Origin of the sequence: Planococcus sp. APC 3906, from assembly GCF_030407685.1 — a bacterium.
Classification (GTDB): Bacteria; Bacillota; Bacilli; order Bacillales_A; family Planococcaceae; genus Planococcus; species Planococcus koreensis.
Map to the genome: position 1 here is coordinate 13,596 of NZ_JASDCW010000014.1, position 23,371 is coordinate 36,966.

The 23,371-nt window shown below is 47.6% G+C and carries 26 protein-coding genes; 18 read left to right on the forward strand and 8 right to left on the reverse strand.

The genetic code is table 11. The features are described from left to right. Window positions 1-14 precede the first annotated feature (14 nt). Window positions 15-881, reverse strand: coding sequence for a GNAT family N-acetyltransferase (locus tag QMA09_RS09640; RefSeq protein WP_290212943.1), 867 nt, complete (start codon window positions 879-881; stop codon window positions 15-17). Window positions 882-1,340: 459 nt separating this feature from the next. On the opposite strand from QMA09_RS09640, the gene QMA09_RS09645 reads away from it, so the two are divergent. Next, entirely contained in the window at window positions 1,341-1,772 is a 432-nt protein-coding gene (locus QMA09_RS09645) for a hypothetical protein (protein ID WP_290212944.1), read from the forward strand. A 206-nt stretch (window positions 1,773-1,978) separates the two neighbouring features. Continuing rightward, window positions 1,979-2,251, forward strand: a complete 273-nt coding sequence (locus QMA09_RS09650; RefSeq protein WP_290212945.1) for an RNA polymerase sigma factor — start codon at window positions 1,979-1,981, stop codon at window positions 2,249-2,251. 62 nt (window positions 2,252-2,313) lie between these two features. Here QMA09_RS09650 and QMA09_RS09655 read toward each other — a convergent pair whose 3' ends face one another. After that, entirely contained in the window at window positions 2,314-2,847 is a 534-nt protein-coding gene (locus QMA09_RS09655) for a DinB family protein (RefSeq protein WP_290212946.1), read from the reverse strand. A 125-nt stretch (window positions 2,848-2,972) separates the two neighbouring features. Here QMA09_RS09655 and QMA09_RS09660 point away from each other — a divergent pair, with 125 nt between their 5' ends. The 7 genes from QMA09_RS09660 (at window position 2,973) to QMA09_RS09690 (ending at window position 8,126) form a co-directional block, all read left to right on the forward strand. Continuing rightward, a complete protein-coding gene (locus QMA09_RS09660; protein WP_290212947.1) occupies window positions 2,973-3,911 on the forward strand; it encodes a hypothetical protein in 939 nt (312 codons plus the stop codon). Between the two features lie 110 nt (window positions 3,912-4,021). After that, window positions 4,022-5,452: an FAD-binding oxidoreductase gene (locus QMA09_RS09665; protein WP_290212948.1), complete on the forward strand. Its 1,431-nt coding sequence runs from the start codon at window positions 4,022-4,024 to the stop codon at window positions 5,450-5,452. Next, on the forward strand, window positions 5,449-6,012 hold the full coding sequence (locus QMA09_RS09670; RefSeq protein WP_290212949.1) for an MFS transporter: 564 nt from the start codon (window positions 5,449-5,451) through the stop codon (window positions 6,010-6,012). The genes QMA09_RS09665 and QMA09_RS09670 overlap by 4 nt, the downstream gene beginning before the upstream one ends. Before the next feature lie 63 nt (window positions 6,013-6,075). Further along, complete coding sequence (locus QMA09_RS09675) at window positions 6,076-6,822, forward strand: phosphatase PAP2 family protein (protein WP_290212950.1); 747 nt, start codon at window positions 6,076-6,078, stop codon at window positions 6,820-6,822. 27 nt (window positions 6,823-6,849) lie between these two features. Then, complete coding sequence (locus QMA09_RS09680; protein ID WP_290212951.1) at window positions 6,850-7,302, forward strand: putative immunity protein; 453 nt, start codon at window positions 6,850-6,852, stop codon at window positions 7,300-7,302. 240 nt (window positions 7,303-7,542) lie between these two features. Then, window positions 7,543-7,746, forward strand: coding sequence for a helix-turn-helix transcriptional regulator (locus tag QMA09_RS09685; RefSeq protein WP_290212952.1), 204 nt, complete (start codon window positions 7,543-7,545; stop codon window positions 7,744-7,746). After that, window positions 7,743-8,126 carry a hypothetical protein gene (locus QMA09_RS09690; RefSeq protein ID WP_290212953.1) on the forward strand — a complete coding sequence of 128 codons (384 nt, stop codon included), beginning with the start codon at window positions 7,743-7,745 and terminating at the stop codon, window positions 8,124-8,126. Before QMA09_RS09685 ends, QMA09_RS09690 begins: the two co-directional genes overlap by 4 nt. Window positions 8,127-8,207: 81 nt before the next feature. Here QMA09_RS09690 and QMA09_RS09695 read toward each other — a convergent pair whose 3' ends face one another. Together QMA09_RS09695 and QMA09_RS09700 are read right to left on the reverse strand one after the other, a co-directional pair. Further along, the gene (locus QMA09_RS09695) at window positions 8,208-9,425 is read right to left on the reverse strand and encodes an EAL domain-containing protein (RefSeq protein WP_290212954.1); all 1,218 of its coding nucleotides are present in this window, start codon (window positions 9,423-9,425) and stop codon (window positions 8,208-8,210) included. 27 nt (window positions 9,426-9,452) lie between these two features. After that, a complete protein-coding gene (locus QMA09_RS09700) occupies window positions 9,453-9,830 on the reverse strand; it encodes a YidH family protein (protein WP_290212955.1) in 378 nt (125 codons plus the stop codon). 218 nt (window positions 9,831-10,048) lie between these two features. On the opposite strand from QMA09_RS09700, the gene QMA09_RS09705 reads away from it, so the two are divergent. The 4 genes from QMA09_RS09705 to QMA09_RS09720 all read left to right on the forward strand — a co-directional run bounded on the left by QMA09_RS09705 (window position 10,049) and on the right by QMA09_RS09720 (window position 14,017). Further along, complete coding sequence (locus tag QMA09_RS09705; RefSeq protein WP_290212956.1) at window positions 10,049-10,867, forward strand: alpha/beta fold hydrolase; 819 nt, start codon at window positions 10,049-10,051, stop codon at window positions 10,865-10,867. A gap of 203 nt (window positions 10,868-11,070) precedes the next feature. Beyond that, window positions 11,071-11,637, forward strand: a complete 567-nt coding sequence (locus QMA09_RS09710; protein WP_290212957.1) for an MEDS domain-containing protein — start codon at window positions 11,071-11,073, stop codon at window positions 11,635-11,637. A gap of 190 nt (window positions 11,638-11,827) precedes the next feature. Then, entirely contained in the window at window positions 11,828-12,688 is an 861-nt protein-coding gene (locus tag QMA09_RS09715; RefSeq protein ID WP_290212958.1) for a PPK2 family polyphosphate kinase, read from the forward strand. A gap of 126 nt (window positions 12,689-12,814) precedes the next feature. Next, window positions 12,815-14,017 carry an NAD(P)/FAD-dependent oxidoreductase gene (locus QMA09_RS09720; RefSeq protein ID WP_290212959.1) on the forward strand — a complete coding sequence of 401 codons (1,203 nt, stop codon included), beginning with the start codon at window positions 12,815-12,817 and terminating at the stop codon, window positions 14,015-14,017. A 50-nt stretch (window positions 14,018-14,067) separates the two neighbouring features. Here the strand turns inward: QMA09_RS09720 and QMA09_RS09725 are convergent, their stop codons facing one another. Next, window positions 14,068-14,607, reverse strand: coding sequence for a hypothetical protein (locus tag QMA09_RS09725; RefSeq protein WP_290212960.1), 540 nt, complete (start codon window positions 14,605-14,607; stop codon window positions 14,068-14,070). A 368-nt stretch (window positions 14,608-14,975) separates the two neighbouring features. On the opposite strand from QMA09_RS09725, the gene QMA09_RS09730 reads away from it, so the two are divergent. From QMA09_RS09730 to QMA09_RS09740, 3 genes are read left to right on the forward strand one after another with little or no spacing between them, the layout of a single operon-like run. Further along, window positions 14,976-15,935, forward strand: a complete 960-nt coding sequence (locus QMA09_RS09730) for a thiamine pyrophosphate-dependent dehydrogenase E1 component subunit alpha (protein ID WP_290213013.1) — start codon at window positions 14,976-14,978, stop codon at window positions 15,933-15,935. A 23-nt stretch (window positions 15,936-15,958) separates the two neighbouring features. After that, window positions 15,959-16,978, forward strand: coding sequence for an alpha-ketoacid dehydrogenase subunit beta (locus QMA09_RS09735; protein WP_290212961.1), 1,020 nt, complete (start codon window positions 15,959-15,961; stop codon window positions 16,976-16,978). Window positions 16,979-17,003: 25 nt separating this feature from the next. Then, window positions 17,004-18,221: a dihydrolipoamide acetyltransferase family protein gene (locus tag QMA09_RS09740; RefSeq protein ID WP_290212962.1), complete on the forward strand. Its 1,218-nt coding sequence runs from the start codon at window positions 17,004-17,006 to the stop codon at window positions 18,219-18,221. Window positions 18,222-18,800: 579 nt separating this feature from the next. Here QMA09_RS09740 and QMA09_RS09745 read toward each other — a convergent pair. The 3 genes from QMA09_RS09745 to QMA09_RS09755 form a co-directional block, all read right to left on the reverse strand. After that, on the reverse strand, window positions 18,801-19,940 hold the full coding sequence (locus tag QMA09_RS09745; RefSeq protein ID WP_290212963.1) for a CapA family protein: 1,140 nt from the start codon (window positions 19,938-19,940) through the stop codon (window positions 18,801-18,803). 200 nt (window positions 19,941-20,140) lie between these two features. Further along, on the reverse strand, window positions 20,141-21,043 hold the full coding sequence (locus QMA09_RS09750) for an alpha/beta fold hydrolase (protein ID WP_290212964.1): 903 nt from the start codon (window positions 21,041-21,043) through the stop codon (window positions 20,141-20,143). Window positions 21,044-21,176: 133 nt separating this feature from the next. Next, entirely contained in the window at window positions 21,177-21,893 is a 717-nt protein-coding gene (locus QMA09_RS09755; RefSeq protein WP_290212965.1) for a 3-ketoacyl-ACP reductase, read from the reverse strand. Between the two features lie 159 nt (window positions 21,894-22,052). On the opposite strand from QMA09_RS09755, the gene QMA09_RS09760 reads away from it, so the two are divergent. Together QMA09_RS09760 and QMA09_RS09765 are read left to right on the forward strand one after the other, a co-directional pair. After that, the gene (locus QMA09_RS09760) at window positions 22,053-22,526 is read left to right on the forward strand and encodes a DinB family protein (RefSeq protein ID WP_290212966.1); all 474 of its coding nucleotides are present in this window, start codon (window positions 22,053-22,055) and stop codon (window positions 22,524-22,526) included. A 39-nt stretch (window positions 22,527-22,565) separates the two neighbouring features. After that, the gene (locus QMA09_RS09765; RefSeq protein WP_290212967.1) at window positions 22,566-23,324 is read left to right on the forward strand and encodes an SDR family oxidoreductase; all 759 of its coding nucleotides are present in this window, start codon (window positions 22,566-22,568) and stop codon (window positions 23,322-23,324) included. The last annotated feature ends 47 nt before the right edge of the window (window positions 23,325-23,371 follow it).

The following is a 23,371-nucleotide window of genomic DNA, read 5'->3' on the forward strand; positions in this document are numbered from 1 at the left end:
TTTTGTACATATACTTATATTGTTGTGTTTTCTATACCGTACAACACCCATGCGGAAGGGAAGTCGAATCCATGCCCTTCAGCAAGAAGAGCGGCCTGTTCTTTTGTCAGTTCCATCCAGATGTCAGTTTCCTCGCCATGTTCCATTTTCAGTTTCTGGTATTCAGCGGAAACCGTTTCCCATAAGCCATCCTGCGCCATAAGGTCATCCCATGGGTAGATGGTGTGAAGGTGGTAATGGGCTTTAAAGTCATGCTGCAAAATCAGCACACGGTCACCCTCCCGGTTTTCGAAAAAAGACCATTCGGAGAGCTTGTCATCGGAAAATAAGGCTTCCGAAGCCGGAAAAAGGTAATAGCATTCGTAGGGAAACAAGTCACCGGTTTTTATGTACAATTGCTCGATCCACTGCTTCTTGCGCTCAAGGCTATGCACTTCGGTCCAAGGGGCACCGCCTTTTTCCATCAAGGAAACATCTTTGCCGATGGCGCCGATCATCGGCTTGTGCGGCTTCAGGCCAAGCTTCTCCAACACTCGCCGCGCCGGTAAGTTTTCCTCTTGGGTGTTTGCACCGATCCACCGGACATTTGGCCTTTTTTTTGCTTCTTCGATGACATAAGCAGTCAAGCGGGTGGCGAACGATTGCCCGCGGAACCGGACGTCGCTGCGGATGCGTCCAATCATGGCGTAGCTGCCGGCAAAAACAGAAAGTCCGCAAAGGCTCGTTAATTGCCCTTCAACGAATAAACCGTACAACTGGTGGCGTTCTGTTGAAGCGATGTCTTTGAAAATGCGTTTGACATAATCGTCTTCTATTCCTGATTCCATGGCGTCGAAAGCCGGGAAATCTTCGGGTGATAATTTTCGAATGATCGTTTCCACGTGCGGACACTCCTGTCTAACTCAATATAATTCTATAATTGCATATTTTCATGGGATTTCACAAATTTGAAAAGGTCTAGAGCTTCCTAATGTGGAACATGTTAAAGGTGCACTTAAGAATTGGAGATCAAAGCACCAATCGTCAGCAGTGGCAATCCCTGCAAAATGCGAATTCGCAGTAGAAGAATGTTGTATTGCGCCAGTAAAGCGGAGGGGCTGCAATATTTGTGAGACATCAAAAAAGAGCCTCTTCCAAATAAGTAGAAGAGACTCTCATAGGTCACCAGAACATCAGGTTCAAGATAATGGTCAGCAAAATCGACAAAATGATGGATATGATGATGCTGCCCATGCAAGACATGCGCATAGAAATCCCACCTTTTGAGTAATGATTTTTATTTACCCGGTTTAGGAGCTAAGTCAAACAAGTAGCGCATTTAACCTAAAGGAGAGAACAAGATGACTGCAGACGATATATGGAATGCAATGGTTGATCTGATAAGCGGCATGGATTATCCGACAGGTGATGCTGCCAAGGATGAAGCTTTTTTGCTGTTCCAATTCCATTCGGCGATGGAGGGCGGAGGGCATGAAAGTTTCCTGAATATGTTCGAAGAAGACATTGAAAAGGTCGGCCCGTCTACTTTTTTTCACGGCCTGATTCAAAGTTTAATCCGTATCGGCGGCGCCGCGTATGCAGAAATCGAGAAGAAATATGGCTTGCCGTTATGGCAGGGCTATAAAGCGTTGGAAGAAGGCGGCTTAGAAGAAGAAGCGTTTTATGTGCTCGTGGAAAAAGCGGACAAGGCATACACAGCTTTAGACCCACAGATGGATCGTTTACTGAAAACTTATTTTGAAGAATTGTATGGAAAACGGGGTAGCAGCTAAAGCAGCAGACTCCAAATCATAATTTATGGAAATGCGGTATATGGGGTATTTTGGATATTTAAAATAGGATAAAAGAATCAATTTCTTCTATATACACAAGCATTTTCACTTATTAATTTATTTTTTTCAAATAATACCCTTATTTCGAGATATTAAGGTTTATGCGGCTTGTGCATAGGCAATTAGAAATACAGGGGGTGGCAGATATGAGCATAGATGAACAATTAATCCGCAGGCTTGCGGACCGCGACAAACAAGCCTTATCGGAAATCTATGATCGCTACCATCTGCTGGTCTGGAATTTCGCTCGACGGAACCAGGCTGACCAAGCTTCATGTGAAGAGCTGGTCCACTTTGTATTCCACGAATTATGGGCACACCCTGTTGAATTTGAGAATGGGCGGAAACTGGCTATTGCGTTGATAGAATGCTGCAAGTCAAAAATGGCCGTTCAGCAAAAAATGAAAAAATGCTGCTAGACAGCCAATAGATAGAAAACGCAGCTCTCCCATTCAAGGGAAGCTGCGTTTTTTGGCTGGCGTCAATCTGTTCTTTTTCGATAGATTCCCAGATAAGCGGACCAGGGGCCAACGTCTTCCTTGTAGCGTTCTGCCATGACACGGACAATCTGGGAAATATGAGTGAGGTCATGGACGGTCCATGTTGCGAGCAGTTCTTTCAAACGCACTGGCCCAAATTCAGGATGCATGCCGGTTAGTTCAAGATGCTGCGACGGATCGACAAGGTCCCAAAGTTTTTGGATATTGTCTTTTCGGAGCTTTTGGAATTCCATGAGCAAGGCGTCGATTGACTGCACTTGCGTTTTCTGCAGATGCGCGAAGCGGTCGAACGGTGGAAACTGCTCGCTTTCACCCTTTGACAAAATCATCTCCAGCCGCGGCATCCAGTCTGAAATCTCAGCTTCGACTAAATGGCCGATGACTTCATAAGCATTCCACGTATCATCGCCTTCATTGCATTCAAGCCAGCCTTCGGACAATCCAGACAAAAAAACTTCTAATGTGCGCGGCGTGCGCTCAAGTATTTCAATGGCTTCTTCAAAATCGAAATTCATGTCAACGTCCCCTTTCTTCATCTATGATTGATATGATTTTAATAGATAATGTGATAAATGGAAACCTATTGCCTGCCAAATTTTTCATGCAGCTTCTTGGACTGGCAGAGGAGAGGAGTGAGGATGTGCGAAATGTGATTCTTGCCACATTGGTGGATTCGGACGAAATCGGCCGCCTTTATTCGAAAGATCGGCATTTGCTGTTCGAAGGGATCAGGCAATCGCTGGAGGCGCAGCTCGAGGGGCTTAGCCACAAAGATTTGCTTACGCTCAATCGTGTGAGGAATGGCGAAGTGCAGGAGGCACTTCAGCCGAAAGCGAACACGAAGTACGCCAAAGCGCTGCTGGCATTCATAACGAATAAAGAAATGGACGGTTTGTCGTTTGACAGCCTTTTGACTCCGCTGATTACGAAGGCAGTGGAAGACGAATTCATCGCTTTTTACGCTGACGCCGGCAGGGTGGGAGAGGTGCTCTTCAGCATGGAGAAGCGGCTTAGCGAAATCCAGGATGACCTTAACTTACAAGAAGGCCTATACAATAATTTGGATGTGGAAAAAGTCATGGAGAAGCGCGGCGGTTCAGGACAGGCAGGCGGCGCTGTGAAATCTGCTATGGACCAGTTCACGGCGGAATCATTTGCCCTAGCGATGAAACAAGTGCTGTCGCTTTTGAAAAAAGCCTCTTATAAAGCAGTGATTGCAAATATCGGCAAAGCTGTGTTTTCATCCGGCATCGTATCTTTTATCAAACCGATTGTACTGGCAGTGCTGGCGAAAGTAGGAATCGCAGCCATTGCGAAGGCAACTGTGGCGAAGGCATTATCAGTAATCATCGGTGTGGGGGCAGTGACGGTGAGTATTCCAGCGGCATATGTGCTGCTGCCAGTTATACTGGCTTTTCTCAGTTACGAGGCGTATACGCTGCCGAAAAAACTTGGCGCAAGGTTGCCGAAGGAAATAAAGGCGAAGCTGGAAGCTGATTTCGAAGCGATTAATACAGCTGTTGCTGCGGAACTGGCGGAAAGCCTTCTGCAAGAACTGGACAAATGGATTGTGGACTGAAACGGCATCTTGCGAGATGCCGTTTTTTTATTGGCGCTTAAGCTATGACAGAAAAAATTGTGTAAAATAGGAAGTAAGGATTTGGCAGGAAGGAGTCGGTCGAAGCAAGTATGAAAACCTATTTAATCGCCGGCATCTACCTATGTGTTCTTGGCTTGTCGGCTTCCCTCTATTTCAGTGGGCTGCAAGAGCCGGAGGAGAGCGGCCACAATCGCCTTTTGCCTGTTGAAATCAAAGCCGTAAAAGCGGGCGCCAGTGAAGAAGGCATCCGCAAGATTGTGTTGGACGCCAATAAGAAAGGCGACAAAATTTCGATTGCGGGGATGCAGCATAGCCAAGGTGGACAAACACTATACCCAAACGGGATTCTGCTTGATATGAAACCTTATAACCGGATCCTCGATTTTGACGAAAAAGCGAAGACCATCACCGTCCAGAGCGGCGCCACCTGGAATGATATCCAGCAGCATATCAACCCGTACGGCCTGTCCTTAAAGGTCAGCCAATCGCAGAACATTTTCACTGTCGGCGGCTCGCTCAGCGTTCAGGCGCACGGGCTTGATATCCGCAATGGCGGCATGATGGACTCGGTAGTATCGCTGCGGCTGCTGAATGCTAACGGCGATATCATTGAATTGAGCGCATCGGAAAAACCGGAATTGTTTCAAGCCGTCATCGGCGGCTATGGGCTGTTCGGCGTCATTCTGGATGTGACGTTTGAGCTTGTGGACGACGAATTATACGAAGTCAGTACGAAACTTTTCGATTACAAAGACTACACGAGTTATTTCCAGCAGCAAGTACTGGGGAATCCGAAAACAAAAATGCACTTGGCGCGGATTTCGATTTCGCCGGAAGGTTTTATGGAAGAGATGTATGCCATCAATTACAGCTTGGTTGACGGGCAGGAGCAGCTCCCGGAGCACAGCGCGTTGAAAGAGGAAAAGCTGATTGCAGCGCCAAAACTGCTGCTCGGAATTTCACGCTTGAACGACGAAGGCAAGGATTTGTTCTGGCATTCCCAGAAAACCTATATCCGTTCCATTGACGGCAAACTCATTTCCCGCAATAACGCCATGCGCTCTGATTCCGAATTCATGGAATACAGCAACGCCGCCAAAACCGAAATCCTGCAGGAATATTTCGTGCCGGTCGACGAGTTCGCGGATTATATCGAAGATTTGAAAAAACTGCTTGAGCAGGAAGACAACTTCAATTTGCTGAATGTCACCATCCGCTACACCAGCCAGAATGACAAGGCGGTGCTGTCTTATGCCAGGGAAGACATGTTCTCGCTGGTGCTGCTGGTCAACCAGGAAGCGGACGCGGAGGGCATAGCCGAGACAGGGCGTGTCGTCCGCAGCATGATCGACGTGACACTGGACCACGGCGGAACTTATTATTTGCCGTATTACGGCTACCCGACCCAAGAACAGATGGTCCGTTCCTATCCCCGGACAAAAGAGTTTTTCGATTTGAAAGACCGCTATGATCCGGAGCAGCGCTTCCTGAATATGTTTTACGAGGAGTACCGGCAATGAACTATAAAAAATTTATTCAATACCAAGGCATGGTTGGCATGGCATCGACCATGATTTTTCCGTTCTATATCTTGCTGCTGAAAAATGCCGGCACCAGCTACGCCCAATTCGGTTGGGCGTACGGACTCTTTGCTCTCACAGCTGCTGTCAGTTATCCGCTAATCGGCAAAGCCGGCGACCGGGTTGGCGACAAAGCATTGCTTAGTGTCTATTCGTGGGGAATGGCGTTAACGTTGCTGTTTTTTCCACTGGCCACGGAACTATGGCATGTCTACGGACTGCAAGTGGTGATGGGGCTTTTAGGAGCTGTCCAGAAAAATTCGGAAAAAACCGTGTTGGCACGCTATGTCGATAAGCCGACAGCTGGAAGGCAAATCGGCAATTACCATACATGGACATCGATTGCGGCGGCTATCGCAGTAATCGGCACTGGCTATTTGGTGGACTTTCTGACGATTGCGAGCATATTTTATATCGCTTCGTTTGCATTTGCTTTGAGCGGTTTGTTAGCAATGAAAATGCCAACAGCCCAAACAGCTCGAGCATTTTTGGAAAAATAACGAATATCTCTTATCTGGCGGGGTATAGACTAATCAGTTCACATAAAGATTAGGAGCGGTCCCATGATCAATGAAAATACAAAAATAGGCATTACGGTACTGCTGCTTGCTGCGGGATTAGGATTTTCAGCTTTATTCATCGTATTGTTTTCCGAAATAGCAGAAGAAGCCATGGAACAGGAAACCTGGCTATTCGACTCGGCAATTATCGGGTTTTTCCAGTCAATTGAAAGTTCTGTGCTAGACGTATTAATGATTGCCACAACGGAGATGGGATCGGTATGGTTCGTGACGGCTTTCTCTATTGCAGTGGTTGGATTGTTGTGGTTCAAGGAACGCGATAAATGGGGGATTCTGTTTTTTCTCATTGCGGTAGGCGGCGGGGGATTATTGACCTTGTTGCTGAAGAACCTATATGAACGGGAACGGCCGTCGATCAATCCGGAAATAGATGCAATCGGCTTCAGTTTCCCAAGCGGCCATTCGATGGGGTCGGTCATCTTTTACGGCTTCGTCATGTACCTGGTTCTACGGAGCGGGAGGAGCGAGTTGTTCAAAGGGCTCGCCATCAGCTTAATGGGTGTGCTCGTTGTCTTGATCGGCATCAGCCGCATCTACCTGGGGGCTCATTTCCCGAGTGACGTGCTGGCTGGCTTTATCGCTGGCGCCATTTGGCTGATTTTGAGTATACTGGCACTGGAATGGATTCAATGGCAGAGCAGGAGCTCGGTGCGGCCGGTTCACGATATCCGGGATTTCCTGGCTAAAATGCTCAAAGGTACATTAAAGAAAATCAATCTGATTAAATAATAAAATCAAGCCTAAGGTGGGATGGATATGTCACAGCATCAATTTACAGATACAACAGAAACCAAAGAAGAAATTGAGAAATTGCTTGGGCAGATAGATCATCAAACAGCTGTCGGCTGGGCCGCGGACTGCGCAGAGCACGTCCTGAAAAGTTTCGAAGAGCTTCATCCACAAGATAAGCGCCCCAGAAAAGCCGTCCAGGCATGCCGTGATTGGGTAGCAGGAAGCATCAATGTGCGTGAAGCCCGGAGTGCAGCGTTTGATACCCATGCGGCAGCGCGCATGAGTGAAAATGAAGCGGCAATCGCGGCAGCGCGTGCAGCGGGGCAAGCGATTTCAACAGCTCACTTGTTTGGCCATGCTATTCACGCCTCTACATACGCGGTGAAATCTGTGGCATTTGCCAGTGGATTTGACGCTCAAGCCATTGCTGCTGAAAGGAATTGGCAGCGCGACCGTCTGATTGAACTGCAGAAGTGAGAATTGAAAAAGCTCGTTAGCCCAAGCCTGCTCTTTCTTATTGAAATCAATAGAAATCTAATTGAAAATGACGATCAAATCGAGAAATCGATTTGATCGTCATTTTTTCGCATGTAATCTAATTATTGTTAATCAAGGCGAAAATTTCAGGAACATGTAAAGTAAGCTTGACATTCAAATTCAGTGTAAAGTATACTTTACTTTAAGTAAGGCGAGCTTTACTGATAAGGTGGGAATCAAATGAAAAATCATATTAAATTGCTGCGGACAAAACATGGATTAACTCAAGATCAATTGGCCGAAGTCTTAGGTGTTTCCAGGCAGACGATCATATCGCTGGAGAAAGAAAAATACAATCCATCAATAACGCTGGCGTTTAAATTAGCAGAAGTTTTCAAATGCAGCATTGAAGAGATATTTATATACGAAGGAGAAAAAGAATGAAAAAAGCCCGTGAAAATCAGCTCACATATTTATTTACAGGCATATTGATGGTTACGTTGGGTGTTTATTTAAACTATCGCTATATAATCCAACTGGCATTTCCGGAAAGCATGATGATTTTCTTTTTGGGAACGAGTTCGTTGATGATGGCGTATTTGTCGCCGCATCTATTTCCTAAAGATGAACGTTCAACTGAAATCATCGGCAAAAGCATGAGTATAAATTACTTCGTGTTATTCGGCACCATTACGTTATTATTTATTCTGACAGCTTCTTTCGTACCTGTTGTGTTAACAGCAACACAAGTTTTGATCATTTTATTCTGTATTATGTGTACTTCAATACCGTTAACAATGATTTTTTATGCAAACAAGATGTAGGAATAACTCAGTTTTTTCAAGAGGTCGGACGATTTGTTTAAAGATCGAAAAAGCGCAAAGGGCGTCATGCCCTTTGCGCTTTTATTGCATAAAAAGAAAGTCGTTTTCGTAAATGAACGAATAGCTGATATCGATGTAGAGGAAATAATCATCCGGCAGCGGGTAGCTGAACGTCCGGACCGTTTGGCCGGTCTCGATATCGGAATAGGTATCAGATAAGATGCCCTTATGCCACGTTTTCATATGCATGACGTTCTCCAGGAAATACGGCCGGAAAGCCCAGTTTGCGCCTTGGACTTGGGGTTCGACCTCCCAATTGCCCCCGCGGTTCCGGAAGTTGGATGATACCTGCCGTCCATCGCTGCCGCAGATATACATGCGGAAGCTTTCTTGGCTGAACGGTTGGAGCAGCGATTCGATAAACACATCGGCTTGTTCGGGGCCATGCCATTGCGGCAGCAGTTTCTTCACTTTCTCCTCGCATTCAGCAGCAAAATGGAAACGCCCTTCAATCAGCGATTTTTCGCGAATGACGAATTCTTTCACATTGTTCCCGACATCCATCGCCAGCGCGCCTGTCGGCAGAGGCGTGAACGAAGGTTTTGCCAAATAAAAACCTTGGTAATAATGGCCGCCATGCTTCCAGGCGAAATAAAGCTGGTTCTTGTCTTCGATGTTTTCATAAGCCAATTTCGCACCGATGCGCCGTGCAAGCAACGACAGCGAATAAATGATGTCTTCAAAAACGTCCGGGTTGTTATTGCGGGTGATGCCGGTATTGATCTTCAAGATATTCGGGCGCAATTGCCGGATGCGGTCGATGTTCGAACTTTTAGCACCGACGTGGTCAACCGCAATCTGGATGCCATAGGTTTTGTAATAAAGGAGCAGATGGCTGAGCACATCGAAATCTTCGTCAAAATCGTGTTCGGTGATTTCAAGGACAATGCGGTCCATCGGGAATCCTTGTGTTTCGAATTCCTGCAGGCTGTTCAGAAAATCTTCCCCACCATTGGCAAGCAGCTGCTTCGCGTTGCGGTTAATGAATAACACGCCCTCAGAACGGACTTCAAGCATTTGGCCGACTGCTTGTTGGAGCAGCTGCCGGTCAACATCGATTTTAAAATCGTCTGGCACGTCTGTGTCTTTGAAAAAATCCGCCAGGCTGAGCCATTCGCCATTTTCCTCGAAGCGGGCGAGCAGCTCATAGCCGATGACCGTGTGTGTGACTGCACTGATGATCGGCTGAAATGCAGGTTTCAGTTTTTGGGGGTTCTCAATAATATACAGTGGATCCAAAGTATAGCCTCCTTTGCGGCAGCAGCATTACATGATCATGAAAAAGTAGATGATCACCATGATGATCATGACGGCGAGCATGGAAGAAATCAATGTAATGTGCATATTTGATGGATAAAAGGTTTCATTGATAATCTGCAGCCTTTTTTTCTTGTAGTTCTGGGTAGCGGAGAAAATGATGGTCAGCCCGAAAATACAGGCAAAAATGCCAAGGGCGATCGTAAAGACATCGACAAATTGGTTGCGGATGACCCCCATTGTGAAATGGAGGCTTGTTGCGAGGAATCCGACGCCGACGATGGAAATCCCGGTACGGATCCAGGCAAGGTACGTGCGTTCGTTCGCAAGATGCTGCTGGGTATATAGCAGCTGGTTTTTCGGTTCTGGATTTGAACGGCGAGCCATCGTTTCCGCTCCTTTCCATAAAATGCATTTTAATAATTGTGCCATTGCACCAAAGCTTATGCAAGAGCGGCAGACTGGAAAATAAGTTTGCCGCGCGCTGTATCGCCTTTAATAACAGCGAATAAAAAAATCGGCTTTGCAAATGAGTGAATTGTTTAAAAATAGCGGACTAGGGAAATGAGTAAAAACAAGGTGAATAAATGAGGAGGAACAGCACATTGGGACATTATATTGAAGTTGAAGCAGGAGTAAAGGTTTATGCAGAAGATATCGGTATAGGGCAGCCGGTCGTTTTTATCCACGGTTGGCCATTGAACAGCAAGTCTTTCGAATCACAGGTCGGTGAATTGGCCGTTAATAATTTCCGTTTTATCGGTATTGACCTGCGCGGCTACGGGAAGTCCGATAAGCCGTGGTCTGGGTATGATTACGATACTGCAGCAAGCGATGTCAAAGCGGTTGTCGACCATTTGGGACTCGACAATTTCGTGCTGGCAGGCTTCTCGATGGGCGCACCGATTGCCATCCGCTATTTGACGAAATATGGCCAGGACAATGTCGATAAGCTCTTATTGATGGGTCCTGCAGCACCTTTGTTCACGCAGCGCGATGATTTCAAAATCGGTATGCCGCCGTCAGGTGTGGATGACATCATTAAACAGCTGAAAGCGGATCGTCCAGCATTCTTATCTCAGTTTGCTGATATGTTTTTCGAACAGAAGAAATCGCCTGAATTCCTTCATTGGTTCCAATCGCTGGGCTTAGAAGCCGGTGCACATTCCACGATCCTGTCAGCAGAGTCGCTGCGGGATGAAGATTTACGTGATGAAATCAGCAGCATCACATTGCCGACAGCGATATTCCACGGCAAGAAAGATGAGATATGCCCATTTGAGTTGGGGGAGACACTGCAAAAAGAAATTTCCAATTCTGTTCTTGTGCCATTTGAAAACAGTGGACACGGCATCAATGCCGACGAACCCGAAAAATTCAATACGGAGTTGATCAAATTCCTGAAAAGCAACGGTGTCGCGTAACCCGCAAGGCAGTCAGGCAGCTGAAGAGCTGCCTTTTCTTTTTGATAATTTAATGGAAACGCCAGTTCCCGTGGCACTTAAGTCAAATGAGTATCTTAAACAAGGGTGACACTGTATAGTGGTAGAGAGCTTTTTTCTTTTTTGCATTTCGCTGATGCCTATTTGTGATTAGCTAATGAGTTTAGCCGAAGGAGGGCCTCTTTATGAACGAAAACGTAAAAGAAATGAGCAAAGGATTGCAGCGCGTTAATACCGGCCATATATTTTACTGTTCTCAGGAATTAGAAAAATATATTGAGAATGCAATTTCTTTTGTTGTCTTTGGCATCAAACAAGGGGATTACGTGCTGTTTGTCGAAAATACGCGTATATACCCGATGATCCGCAAAGAGTTGGAAGACCGTTTGACAGCTGTGGAATTGGAGCAGCTGCTATACGTCAATAATTTCGACTTTTATTGGCGCAATGGCAATTTCCATCCACCGACCATCTTGAAGCATTTCAAAGAAGCGACAGGACAATTGTTTAAAAATGGAAATGGTGTCCGGACATGGGGCCATATTGAATGGGGCGACCAAGAAGACATCGAACGTGAAATCGTGGAATATGAAAAAGCATTGGATATGATGGTGCCCGAAAGAAATACGGTCTCCGTTTGTGCATACGATGCTTCCAAGGTTAGTGATTCTTTGAAAATAAGATTATTGGCCGTCCATGGATTTTATATGACAGATGAAAAAATGCATTCTTTGGCATTGAATAAAGTGTGAAAATCGACCACCTTTTAAGATCTTCGGATTTTGAAAGGTGATTTTTTTGTCGAATTTAAGTCAGGCACCTTAGAGGGCGGTTATTTTAGCCGCTTAGCAGTTTGTGTTGAAAAGGACCGGGTATTTAATGAGTAAGCATATATATGCCAAGATGAGGCAACACTTGCATAGTAATGAATGGAGGATGATCATGGATATTACAAAATACTTGGTAAAGCAAAACGAAAATGTGGAGTTATCCCAATATCCGGCGTCTGAAGAAACGCGTTATAGCGATGAGGAACTGCGCGACCGCCTCATTCCGGAAACGCTGGAGAAATTGAAAAAGCTTCACTTGAAGCTGCATGCAGAGGAAGAAAAAGGAATTGTCGTTGTCTTGCAGGCAATGGATGCCGCAGGAAAAGACGAAGCGATCACGTTCATCTTTTCTAAATTGACTGCACAAGGGCTGAAAGTATCTTCTTTCAAAAAGCCGAGCGAAGAAGAACTTGCACATGATTATTTATGGAGATTCCGTGAAGGGTTGCCTTCCCGTGGGCAGATCGGCATTTTTAACCGTTCTTATTACGAGGAAGTGATTGCGCCGCGCGTCCATGATTTGTTGGGAGAAACGCCGTTGCCGGATGACTTGATAGACGATGATATCTGGGCGACCCGCTACCGGCAAATCAATGATTTTGAGCGATATTTGACGGAAAATGGCTTCCCGGTCGTGAAATTCTTTTTCAATATGTCAAAAGAAGAGCAGAAAAACCGTTTACTGGAACGTATGAAAGATCCGGAAAAGAACTGGGAGTTTTCTTTCAACGATGTGCAGGAACGGGAGCATTGGGACGGCTACCAGAACATTTTTGAGGAGATGTTGAACAATACATCCACCGAGCATGCACCTTGGTATGCACTTCCAGCTGACAACGAATGGTTTTCGCGTTATATTGTTGCGGAAGCGATGGTCAAGGTATTGGAGGGCATCGATCCGAAATTCCCGGAAATTTCGGGCGAAGAGCGTGAAAAGCTGGACGAAGCGATTAAAAAATTGGAACAGGAATAAGCTTGAAACTGCCGCCTATCTTCGGATAAGGCGGCTTTTTTGGGCGGCTGTAAATTTTTTGTGGAGGTTTTGTATAGGTAATAGAAAGGGTAAATGAAAAGGAAATAGATGAAACGGGGAAATCGCGTGAACTTACATAATGGTGAATTGTATTGGAATACGACGGAGTATAAAGAGATGCGCAAGAACGATAAAAAAACGCCAGCGGCAAAGTATGATGTCATTGTGGTCGGAGGGGGAATGTCAGGAGCGCTCAGCGCGTATACGATGAAAAAACAAGGGTTGTCGGTAGCGCTGATTGATAAAGACAAAATAGGCCACGGCAGCACTTCGGCAAATACAGGGTTGCTGCAATACTCTAACGACATCATGCTCCACGAACTGGCGCAGCAGATTGGTGAAGAAGACGCTGTACTGTTCTACAAAGCTTGCCGAACAGCTGTTGAACAATTGAAAGAAATCGCTGCTGAACTTGATTATGATTGCAGCTTCCATTCGCGTAAAAGCCTGTACTTCGCGTCCGAGAAATCGGATGCAACAAGGCTTCAAAAAGAATTTGAAATGCTGCAGCGCCATGGCTTCGAAGTGGAGTATTGGGACCGCCGGACAATCGAGCAGCATTATCCCTTTTCCAAAGAAGCCGCGTTAATCACTTTTGGCGATGCCGAAGTGAATCCCTTGCTTTTCAGCCAAGGCGTGATCGACAAGTCGCGGGATATGGGTGTCGATTTGTTTGAAGAAGTCGACATTACAAATTACAAAGAAGGTGAAGAGAGCGTTGAGCTATTGACGTCTGCAGGGAATTTTTCGGCAGGACAAATCATTTTTGCGGTCGGTTATGACAATGCACCTTTTCTGGAGCAGGAACAGCTTGAGTTGAACCGTTCTTTTGTCGTCACTTCTTCTCCAATCGACGATTTAGCGGACTGGAAAGATCGGGCGCTGATCTGGGAAACCCAGCGTCCATATCTGTATTTGCGGACCACTGATGACAACCGCATCATTGCGGGAGGGCTTGATGAGCCATTTTCAGAAGACGGCGGCAGCCGAAAGCATCTCGACGAGCGCGCGGGTGAACTTTCGCAGCAAGTGAAGGCGTTGTTTCCAATGTATGCTTTTGACACGGATTTTTCATGGTCCGCTGCATTCGGCGAATCAGGCGACCAGCTGCCATTCATCGGACGCCATCCAAAAAAAGGCAGATATTATTACCTGCTAGGCTACGGCGGAAATGGCACAGTTTACAGTATGCTCGGTTCGGAGCTACTGGCAGATTTGATCCATGAGCGGCACAATCCGCTTGAGGGATTATTGAAAATCGGACGTTGAAGCACATAGGAAAAGGCGGATTCCATGGACTTGGAATCCGCCTTTTGGCGTTATTTAACGGCACATGCATTCGGTCCCCATTCTGCATGGGTCATACCCGTGCTCGCCCAGTGAATTTGGTTCAGGACTTTATAAGAGCCGGGCGGTACATTGCTGAACGCTACTGAATTAATGATGTTATTGGTAGATGAGCTGCGCCAACCGGCTTTCAAGTTCGGATTAAAACCGTATGGCGTGACGTAAGCAAAGGCTGGATAATTCATCGATGACCATTGGACGTATTGCTGGCCGTTGAAGCGGTAGAGGATCGGATTCCAAAACACCGTATCGGTGGCCCGGCCATCCCATGCCACTGCCGATCTTGGCGTATAGGCCCGAACAATCCCTTTGCCGCTGCTATAAGCGCCTGCACAGGAGATTCCGCGGACTTGATGGGATGGCCAATTGCCTTCTCCGTTGTGCGCAGCTGCGGATTCGGCCGTGAAATTCATCCCGAACAGTAAAGAAGAGGCGAGCAAAATCTTCATGCCCATTTTAGACGGCCGTCTCCGGCGCAACTTTTCATCTATGAAAGGGGTGTTTTTATCCATAATCGTTGCCTCCTTGAAATCCTGATTACCTGTGCCTGAAGGACTGTTCGATAGTTCCGAAGATTCAGATTACTATTATCTTATCATAAAATTACTACAGATAACCATTGGAAATTAAAAAAAGCAAAAAGAATATGATTATTTGTGAGCGGGGAAGTTGGAATATCTTATAAAGCGCATTGCAAAAGCATTTGATTTTATCAGAATATTGACAATATAGTGAAAAGGGATACTATATTAAGTAGAAAAACCTTTGGTTAAGGCATCGGTTATTAGGGGAAAAAGGCTCATCATTCTGAAAAGGAGGAAGAGATTTGACTACTTTCGAAGAAAAACAGCCTGCCGTATCTGTGGAAAAATTGAAATGGATGTATGAAATGATGGCGAAAAGCCGTTATTTCGAAGATCAAATGGTGGAAGTCTACACCGAGGGCAAGACACCTGTCTTTAATATCGGTGCCGGGCCAGTGCCTGGTGAGATGCATTTATCCACCGGACAAGAGCCTGCGGCTGTAGGTATTTGCGTCCACTTGACGAAAGACGATACCGTAACTGCGCCGCATCGTCCACACCATCATGCCATTGCAAAAGGCGTCGATCTGAAGAAGATGGCTGCTGAAATGTTCGGCAAAGAAACGGGGTTGGGCAAAGGGAAAGGTGGACACATGCATTTGTTCGATCCAGCAGTGAAATTCTCCTGTGGCGGAATTGTCGCCGCGGGCATTCCGCATGCTGTCGGAGCCGCAATGGCTGCGAAGATGCAGGGCAAGGATTGGGTAGCTGTTGCGTTCATCGGCGAAGGAGCAGCCAATGCCGGAGCGTTCCACGAGTCGCTGAATTTGGCGGCTGTTTGGAATTTGCCACTTATTCTAGTGGTTGAAGATAATTCTTATGGAATTTCAGTGCCGAAAAAAACGGCAACTTCTGTAGAAACGAATGATCTTCGCGCTGCCGCTTATGGCATTGCGGGCGCGTACGTCAAAGGAAATGACCCGATCGCCATGTATAAAGTTTCTGAAGAAGCGGTAGCACGAGCACGCAACGGACAGGGTCCGACGATTATCGAAATTGAAACATACCGATTCCTGGGGCATTTCCAAGGGGATCCCGAATTGTACCGCGATAAGGCGGAAGTACCGGGATTGCGTGAGCAGGACCCAATCTTGAAATTGCGCAATAGCCTTGTCGAAGCAAAAGGGGCGACAGAAAAAGAATTGCAGAAAATCGAGAAACGCGTCAAGGAGGAAGTGGACGAAGCCTATCAATTTGCTCGCGACAGCAGCTATCCAGCGCCTGAAGCCGCATTGGATGACGTGTTCTCATCTTAAATTCAGAAAGGGGTCTATTCCGAATGGAAACGGCGAAAAAAAGAATATTGACTGGCAATAAGGCTATGGCTGAAGCTATCGCGCTTGAAATGGAGCGGGATCCGAACGTCTTTGTGTTGGGTGAGGATATTGGAAAGTACGGTGGAATTTTCGGTTCGACACAGGGGCTTATTGAGAAATTCGGGAAGGAACGCGTGCTGGATACTCCGATTTCGGAAACGGCGTTCATCGGCGCGGCAATCGGTGCGGCGGCAGAAGGGATGCGTCCGATTGCAGAGCTGATGTTCGTGGACTTTTTCGGCGTCTGCATGGATCAAATATACAACCATATGGCCAAAATCCAATATATGTCCGGAGGCAATGTGAAATTGCCGATGGTGCTCATGACTGCGGTGGGCGGCGGCTATAACGATGCCGCGCAGCATTCGCAGACATTGTACGCGACGTTCGGCCATATGCCGGGATTAAAGGTGGTCGCCCCATCGAATCCATATGATTTGAAGGGCATGATGATTTCAGCGATCCAGGACGACAACCCGGTATTGTTCATGTTCCATAAATCACTGCAAGGCTTAGGGTGGATGGAACAGCTTGATGTGTCGGCGGCGCATGTGCCTGAAGAATCCTACACGGTGCCTCTCAACAAGGCGAAAGTGGTGCGCGAAGGCAAAGACGTGACGATTGTGGGCATTCAAATGACCGTACATCAAGCTATGGAAGCAGCTGAACGCCTCGCAGCAGACGGCATCGAAGCCGAAGTGATCGATCTTCGCTCGATTGCGCCGATCGATAAAGAGACAATCATTGATTCGGTCAAGAAAACGCACCGTCTATTTATTGTCGATGAAGACTATAAATCATATGGCATGACTGCAGAAATAGCCGCAATCGCCGCGGAAGAAGCGTTTTACGACCTTGAAGCGCCGATCCGCCGATTGGCGAATCCGGATGTGCCGATTCCATACAGCCGTCCGCTCGAGCAATTTGTGCTGCCGAATGCGGACAAAATCTACGAGCAAGTGAAGAGTTTGATGAACGAATAACAACATGGGTACAGGAGGCGTTGGGATGTTTGAAGTGAAGCTGCCGAAGTTAAGGGATGATGTAGAGGAGAGCCTGGTCGTCGTCTGGTTTGTGTCCGAAGGCGATGCCGTGGAAAAAGGCGATCGCCTGGTGGAGGTGCAGACCGAAAAAGAGGTCTCGGAACTGGATGCGGAAGAGAGCGGGAAGGTGAAAGAGATCATGGTAAATCGCGGAGAGTCGGCCAAAGTGGGAGAGGTCCTTGCATTGATTGATCCGGAAGGCAGCCCGAAACCGAAGCCTGTGAAACAGAAAACGGCAGTGAAAAAAACGGCGGCGCCGGAGGCTTCAAGGGCCACGGAAGCGGATGTGCAAAAAATCACGAAGCAGGTGCCTCAAAAAGAAGAGGGCGCGGGTGAAGAAGCGCCGAAGATGGTGCGCATTGCACCAGGCCTCCGGAAATTGGCGAGGGAACTTGATGTCGACCTCGGCCAAGTCAGAGGCACGGGCAGGAACGGCAACATAACCGGGGACGATATCCGCAATGCGGCTAACCCGCCAGCCGAAGTGGACGTTGATAAAGCGGAGCCGGAGGGCGCGATTCCGCTGGCTGGAATTCGGGGAACGATCGCGCGCCGGATGGTGGAAAGCCTTCAGCAAAGTGCTCAGCTCACCGAAACGGCATGGGCGGACGTTACCAAACTCGTGTCCAAGAAAGAAAAGCTTGGCGGCGCTGTCGGTTGGACGGCACTCCTTGCGAAGGCTGTTGCTCAAGCCTTAAGTGCGCATCCGCATATGAATGCCCATATCGCAGACAATAAAATCGAGCCGAGAAGTGAAATCAATCTCGGGTTTGCGATCGATACAGAGCAAGGGCTGCAAGTGGTGGTTGTGCAGGAAAGTGATAAGGTGCCAACTGCTGAATTGCATGCAAAACTTGTGGAACTTGCGGAAAAAGCGCGTAGCGGCAAGCTGGCGAAGGCGGAAGGCAGCGGCAGTACATTCACCATTACCAGTCTGGGCGGATACCGCGTCCAATTTTTCACGCCAATCATCAATCCGCCGGAAATCGCCATTCTCGGCATCGGCCGGATCGAAGATCATTTGGTGCTTGAAAAAGGCAAAGTTCACGTTCGGAAACGGCTGCCGCTCAGTTTGACTGTAGACCATCGGGCGGTTGACGGCGCACCGGCTGCAAAATTCCTGGACGAATTGATTTCATTGCTGGAAAAACCGAAGTTGTTTATGGAGAAGAAAAAAGAATAACAGAAAGAAGCCGTCCGCTTGGGCGGTTTTTTTTGTGGCTGAAGCATTAAAATGCCCAAAAAAATAAGCAGCCGCAGCTGCTTCAGGTAGTAGACAAGTAGAATTTTATGTTAGTTAAAGAATAAAAAGTCATTTCATTTTAGATATACAGGATTCTGCGCTCCATGCGGGCGCTTTCCGCGGACGAAGCGCTGAGCCTCCTCGTCGCAAGCTCCTGTGGGGTCTCATCACTTCGTTCTTCCGCAGGAGTCGCCGCATTGCGCTCCGAATCCTTGAGAAATTGCTTATGAAAAGCGGATTAGGTGGTTACACTTTCTCATTTGAGCTACATGCTGACAACCGGTCTAGCCACGAAGACTCCTGTGGGACAGCGAAGGCTGAAGACCCCGCAGGAAACGAGGTTTGAATAACCTCGTTTGCGACGAAGCTAGCGCAGCGATGCAGGAGCAACTCTTTTTTCAGTGACGAGGAGGCTGAAGCTGAGCCCACGGAAAGCGAAGTGGCTAGACCGGTTGGGTTATACAAAGTTATTCATTTTGAGTAACTTTGTCTACAGTCTAAGCAGCCGCAGCTGCTTGATTACTCTATGAACTTCATTTCGGGTACCCAAACCGACATATGTTTTTTTGCTGCGTTATTCAAGTTAGCATCAACATTTTTCAGAAGGTCTACTTCGAAATTCTGTAAATTGGTATTGCGGACAAAGGTCGGTGTAAACGCCGGTTCTTTCAAAGTGATCGTTTTGCTGTCGGCGTTCTCTGTCTTCTCGACTTCCAGATGAAGGATTCCGCCGATTTTTCGTTCGAGTACATCCTGGCCGGAGAGGAAATTACCAAGCGAGTAGACGGCGAATGCCTTGCGTCCATCACTTGTTTCGATCCATTCGGCTGGCTGCAAAACATGCGGGTGATGGCCGATGATGATATCCGCACCATTGTCAGCCGAAAAATGCGCCAAGTCGATTTGTTCAGCATTCGGCATATTTTCATATTCAATGCCGAAATGCAGGCTGAGGACAACAACATCGGATTGGGTCCGCGCTTTTGCCAGATCCCGTTGGATAGCTTCCTTATCGATGCGCTTCACCAAATAGTCTTTGCCGGCAGGCGTCAGGACGCCATTGGTGCCGTACGTGAAAGACAGGAACGAGAAAGTGATGCCGTTCTTCGTGATTGTTGTGACTTCAGCTTCCTGTGCTGCGGATAAATGGGAGCCTGTGTGTTTGATGCCGATTGACTGCCAATAAGTCACCGCGTTCTCGATTGCTTTGACGCCGCGGTCCAGTGTATGGTTATTGGCCATTGACACGATATCGATGCCGGCGTTTTTCATTGCGTCTCCCACTTCATAGGGGCTATTGAAAGAAGGGTAGGTCGATACGCCGATTTCACTGCCGCCGATGATGCTTTCCGAGTTCGCGACGGTGATGTCGGATTGGCTTAGGAATGGCGCCACTTTTTCGAACATCGGATTGAAATCATAGCCGTCTGCCGTTTGAGCATCCGTGTAAACAGTGCCGTGGATCAGCACATCGCCGATTGCGGAAATCGATGCTGTGCGGGTTTGGCTTAATTCCGCCGGAATGATGTTCGACGGTGCCGTACGTGTACCGAAATTGCTATTGCTTATTTCTAAAACGGCGGCTTGTTCCGGCGCACAACCGGTGAGCGCCAATCCGGAAACCATCAAAGCGGTGATGAAAATTCTGCAGCGCGACATCAATTTACTTACCCCCGTTCAATTTGCCTTTGAAATGAAAAATTTACTAGAATGTTCGATGCTTAATGATAACTGTCTAGATATTGTACTGTATTTATGCTGAACTAACTAGTGGAATTTAATGTTATAAGGAATATTGATTTATTACTTGTGGTTATAAATGCCTAAAATCTTCACATTATTCATCTGGCATTAACTCTTCAAGCGTTTTTTTGAATGAATTGCTGTATTGCATCAGTGACTTCGGTTTGATGGCCCGACAGAAGATGGCCGCCGCTTTCGAAAATAACGGTTTCCGGATGCGTGCGGGCAATGAATTTTTCAGTACAGTCGAACAGCGCCATCGGGTCATCTTTGGCGTGAATGACAAGTATCGGCGCTTTAATGTCCTCTACCGGATATTTTTCGTAATTCAAGTCCATGTCCAGATTGGTGATGTTTGCATCGGCTTCGATGCCTTTGCGGCGTGGTTTGACCGGAAGCATGGTTTGGAAGAATACTTTGTCGACATCGGAACCGAAGAACACATTAAAGACAGGCCGCAGCGATTTGGTGGACAGCCACATCGGGAATTCGCTCAGCAAAGGGCTGGGCGGACCAGCCGGTTTCAAATATTCTGGTGTCATTTTGCACGAGGGAACATCGGAAGAAATGAGCACCAGCCCTTTCATACGCTCCGGGTAGGTGAGGGCGAATGACAATGCCGCTGCACCGCCGGCCGAAGTGGCCAATACAAAGGTTTTTTCGATATTCAGCTCATCAAGCAATTCCGCGAACACTCTCGCCTGATTTTGGGGCGTTGGCAGGGCCGGCAACTTGGAGCCCGGATAGCCGAAGCGGGACAATGCAATTTTCCGGTGGCTTTCGCCGACCATGCCTTTCAGTGAGGCCATGCCTTGGTCATAGCCGCCGAAAATACCGTGGCTGATCAAAACGGTTTCGCCCCAGCCTTCATCAACGTAAGCCATCATACCGAATTCGGACCTGAATTTTGACGCTCCGTATTCTTCGAGCCTTCTATAAGCGCGGCGCATATCAGTGACATAAAGCAGCGGAACGGTTACGCCTATTGCCAGTGCAGCAGCCTGCAAAGTTTTGCGCATTGAAATTCCTCCTTTTTATCTAAAAATTCAGTTAATTATAAATAAGTATAACCAATTGCGGCTCTTAAATAAATGCCGATGCACAAGTAAAAAGCCCTTCATTAATATCATGAAGGGCTTCGCTTTTTTCAGTTTATGGATTTGTCGACCAAAGCGCAGCTGATTTCAGCAAGATGCGTGGATGCAGTTTCAGTTGGGCAACCATCACTTCCGCCAAATCTTCCGGATGCATAACGTTCTCCGGATCGCCTGAGATCAAGTTCTCGGAATGGGCCAAGTCCGTTACAACGGTACTCGGAAGCAGCGCGCTGACACGGATGTTATGCTTCCGCACTTCGAGCATGAGCGATTCGGTCAATCCAAGCAAGCCGAATTTTGAAGCGCTGTACGCGCTTGTTACCGGCGCGCCTTTTTGTCCGGCTGTCGATGCGATGTTGATGATGTCTCCGCTTTCGCGTTCAATCATTTCGGGCAGGACGGCATGCGTCACATTATAGACGCCCATCAGATTGACATCAATGATTTTCTTGAAATCTTCCGGCGGCAATTCGAGAAATTTGCCGAATTTGCCGATGCCGGCGTTGTTGACCAGGATATCGATTGGGCCAAGCTCGGATTTGATATGCTCGACAGCTGAAAGCACAGCGTCGTTGTCGGACACGTCAGCAGCTGCCATGACAGTTTTGACTCCGTATTGCTCCAGCTCTTTTAAAACTTCTTCAAGATGCGCGCCAGTTCTGCCAAGCAGCCCGACGTTGATGCCTTCTTTAGCGAAAGCGATAGCGGCTGCGCGCCCGATGCCTTTGCCAGCTCCAGTGATCAGCGCATTTTTGCCTTTTACTTCTTGCATGCTCAAACACTCCTTTAGTATGTAATGAATTTGTCTTCCGTATTATATCAACCCGATTCCACACAAGCTAAACATCCGCTCGAAAAAAGGATTTTACTGCCGTGCGTTGAATCTTACTTATAAACATGCTTTGGATTGATAAATAAAGGAGGCAGTAAGATGACTGAATCAATGTTTCAAAAAGCTTTGCATGGACGTTCCGCCCATGTCGACACGGCACTGATATTTGATGGTTTGGATTGGCAATCTGCCGGAAAAAAACCGGAACATTGCCCTCACTCGGTTTGGGAGCTGCTGTACCACATGAATTATTGGCAAGACTTTATGCTTGGCTATTTGAAGGGCGATGTCGTCAAGGCGCCGGACCATCCGGAAGAATCCTGGCCAGCTGACCCGATGCCGGAAAGCCGGAAGTCGTGGGAATACGGAGTTGAGCGTTTTCTGCAAGGCTTGAAGGATGCGGAACAGGAAGCGGGGAAAGATTTGGCGGAGACAGGCTTCAGCCGTCCCGATAGGACGCGCGGGGATTTGCTGATGGTGATGGTCAACCACAATAGTTACCACGCGGGCCAAGTCATAACGACCCGCAGTTTAATCGGCACTTGGCCGCCTCAAAACGATTACGAAGTCTAAGGCAGATCCTGAACGATGAAATCGAATGGGGGATGTGTGATGAGGATTGAAGGCAAGGTGGCTATCGTTACAGGAGCGGCATCCGGAATCGGGCGGTCAATAGCGGAATTGTTTGCGGAAGAAGGGGCGAAAGTCGTTGTCTCCGATATCAATCTGGCAGGCGCGGAAAATGTCGTTGCGGGCATCACGGAGGCCGGCGGCAATGCGATTGCGGTAAAAACGGACGTTGCAGATACGGCAGACATCACAGCGATGATTTCTTTGGCGGTCAATGAGTATGGCACACTGGACATTTTGGTCAATAATGCGGGCGTCATGGATAATTTCGAGCCGGCGGGTGATATCGACGAAGCCAAGTGGGACCGCGTTTTGTCGATCAATGCAAATGGCGTCATGCTTGGCAGCCGGGAAGCTTTGAAAATCTTCCGGGAGAAAAAGAAAGGGGCGATTGTTAATATCGCTTCGATCGGCGGCCTCTACGGAGCGCGCGCCGGCGCCGCTTATACTGCCAGTAAACACGCTGTGATCGGGTTTACGAAAAACACGGGGTTCATGTACGCCAATGAAGGGATTCGCTGCAATGCAATCGCACCAGGAGCAGTTGAAACAAATATCGGCGCGAGCATGACCGCCATCAATGAATTCGGCATGGGACGGACCCAGCCTGGGATGGCTTTGAATCCACGCATCGCAAAACCAGCAGAAATCGCCAACGTAGCGTTGTTTCTGGCGTCCGATGAAGCGAGCTTTGTCAATGGCGCGGTGATTGTCGCGGATGGCGGCTGGTCGGCCTATTAACTTATGCAAAGCCTGCAGCAATATCGCTGCAGGCTTTTTCACGCTGA

What these genes read in the sequence shown, in the direction of transcription:
- QMA09_RS09750 (WP_290212964.1), bottom strand. Translation starts at nt 21,043, where the DNA reads ATGCGCAAAACTTTGCAGGCTGCTGCACTGGCAATAGGCGTAACCGTT.
- QMA09_RS09760 (WP_290212966.1), top strand. Translation starts at nt 22,053, where the DNA reads ATGACTGAATCAATGTTTCAAAAAGCTTTGCATGGACGTTCCGCCCAT.
- QMA09_RS09715 (WP_290212958.1), top strand. Translation starts at nt 11,828, where the DNA reads ATGGATATTACAAAATACTTGGTAAAGCAAAACGAAAATGTGGAGTTA.
- QMA09_RS09675 (WP_290212950.1), top strand. Translation starts at nt 6,076, where the DNA reads ATGATCAATGAAAATACAAAAATAGGCATTACGGTACTGCTGCTTGCT.
- QMA09_RS09700 (WP_290212955.1), bottom strand. Translation starts at nt 9,830, where the DNA reads ATGGCTCGCCGTTCAAATCCAGAACCGAAAAACCAGCTGCTATATACC.
- QMA09_RS09735 (WP_290212961.1), top strand. Translation starts at nt 15,959, where the DNA reads ATGGAAACGGCGAAAAAAAGAATATTGACTGGCAATAAGGCTATGGCT.
- QMA09_RS09655 (WP_290212946.1), bottom strand. Translation starts at nt 2,847, where the DNA reads ATGAATTTCGATTTTGAAGAAGCCATTGAAATACTTGAGCGCACGCCG.
- QMA09_RS09710 (WP_290212957.1), top strand. Translation starts at nt 11,071, where the DNA reads ATGAACGAAAACGTAAAAGAAATGAGCAAAGGATTGCAGCGCGTTAAT.
- QMA09_RS09690 (WP_290212953.1), top strand. Translation starts at nt 7,743, where the DNA reads ATGAAAAAAGCCCGTGAAAATCAGCTCACATATTTATTTACAGGCATA.
- QMA09_RS09650 (WP_290212945.1), top strand. Translation starts at nt 1,979, where the DNA reads ATGAGCATAGATGAACAATTAATCCGCAGGCTTGCGGACCGCGACAAA.
- QMA09_RS09645 (WP_290212944.1), top strand. Translation starts at nt 1,341, where the DNA reads ATGACTGCAGACGATATATGGAATGCAATGGTTGATCTGATAAGCGGC.
- QMA09_RS09730 (WP_290213013.1), top strand. Translation starts at nt 14,976, where the DNA reads ATGTATGAAATGATGGCGAAAAGCCGTTATTTCGAAGATCAAATGGTG.
- QMA09_RS09670 (WP_290212949.1), top strand. Translation starts at nt 5,449, where the DNA reads ATGAACTATAAAAAATTTATTCAATACCAAGGCATGGTTGGCATGGCA.
- QMA09_RS09765 (WP_290212967.1), top strand. Translation starts at nt 22,566, where the DNA reads ATGAGGATTGAAGGCAAGGTGGCTATCGTTACAGGAGCGGCATCCGGA.
- QMA09_RS09725 (WP_290212960.1), bottom strand. Translation starts at nt 14,607, where the DNA reads ATGGATAAAAACACCCCTTTCATAGATGAAAAGTTGCGCCGGAGACGG.
- QMA09_RS09685 (WP_290212952.1), top strand. Translation starts at nt 7,543, where the DNA reads ATGAAAAATCATATTAAATTGCTGCGGACAAAACATGGATTAACTCAA.
- QMA09_RS09680 (WP_290212951.1), top strand. Translation starts at nt 6,850, where the DNA reads ATGTCACAGCATCAATTTACAGATACAACAGAAACCAAAGAAGAAATT.
- QMA09_RS09665 (WP_290212948.1), top strand. Translation starts at nt 4,022, where the DNA reads ATGAAAACCTATTTAATCGCCGGCATCTACCTATGTGTTCTTGGCTTG.
- QMA09_RS09740 (WP_290212962.1), top strand. Translation starts at nt 17,004, where the DNA reads ATGTTTGAAGTGAAGCTGCCGAAGTTAAGGGATGATGTAGAGGAGAGC.
- QMA09_RS09755 (WP_290212965.1), bottom strand. Translation starts at nt 21,893, where the DNA reads ATGCAAGAAGTAAAAGGCAAAAATGCGCTGATCACTGGAGCTGGCAAA.
- QMA09_RS09745 (WP_290212963.1), bottom strand. Translation starts at nt 19,940, where the DNA reads ATGTCGCGCTGCAGAATTTTCATCACCGCTTTGATGGTTTCCGGATTG.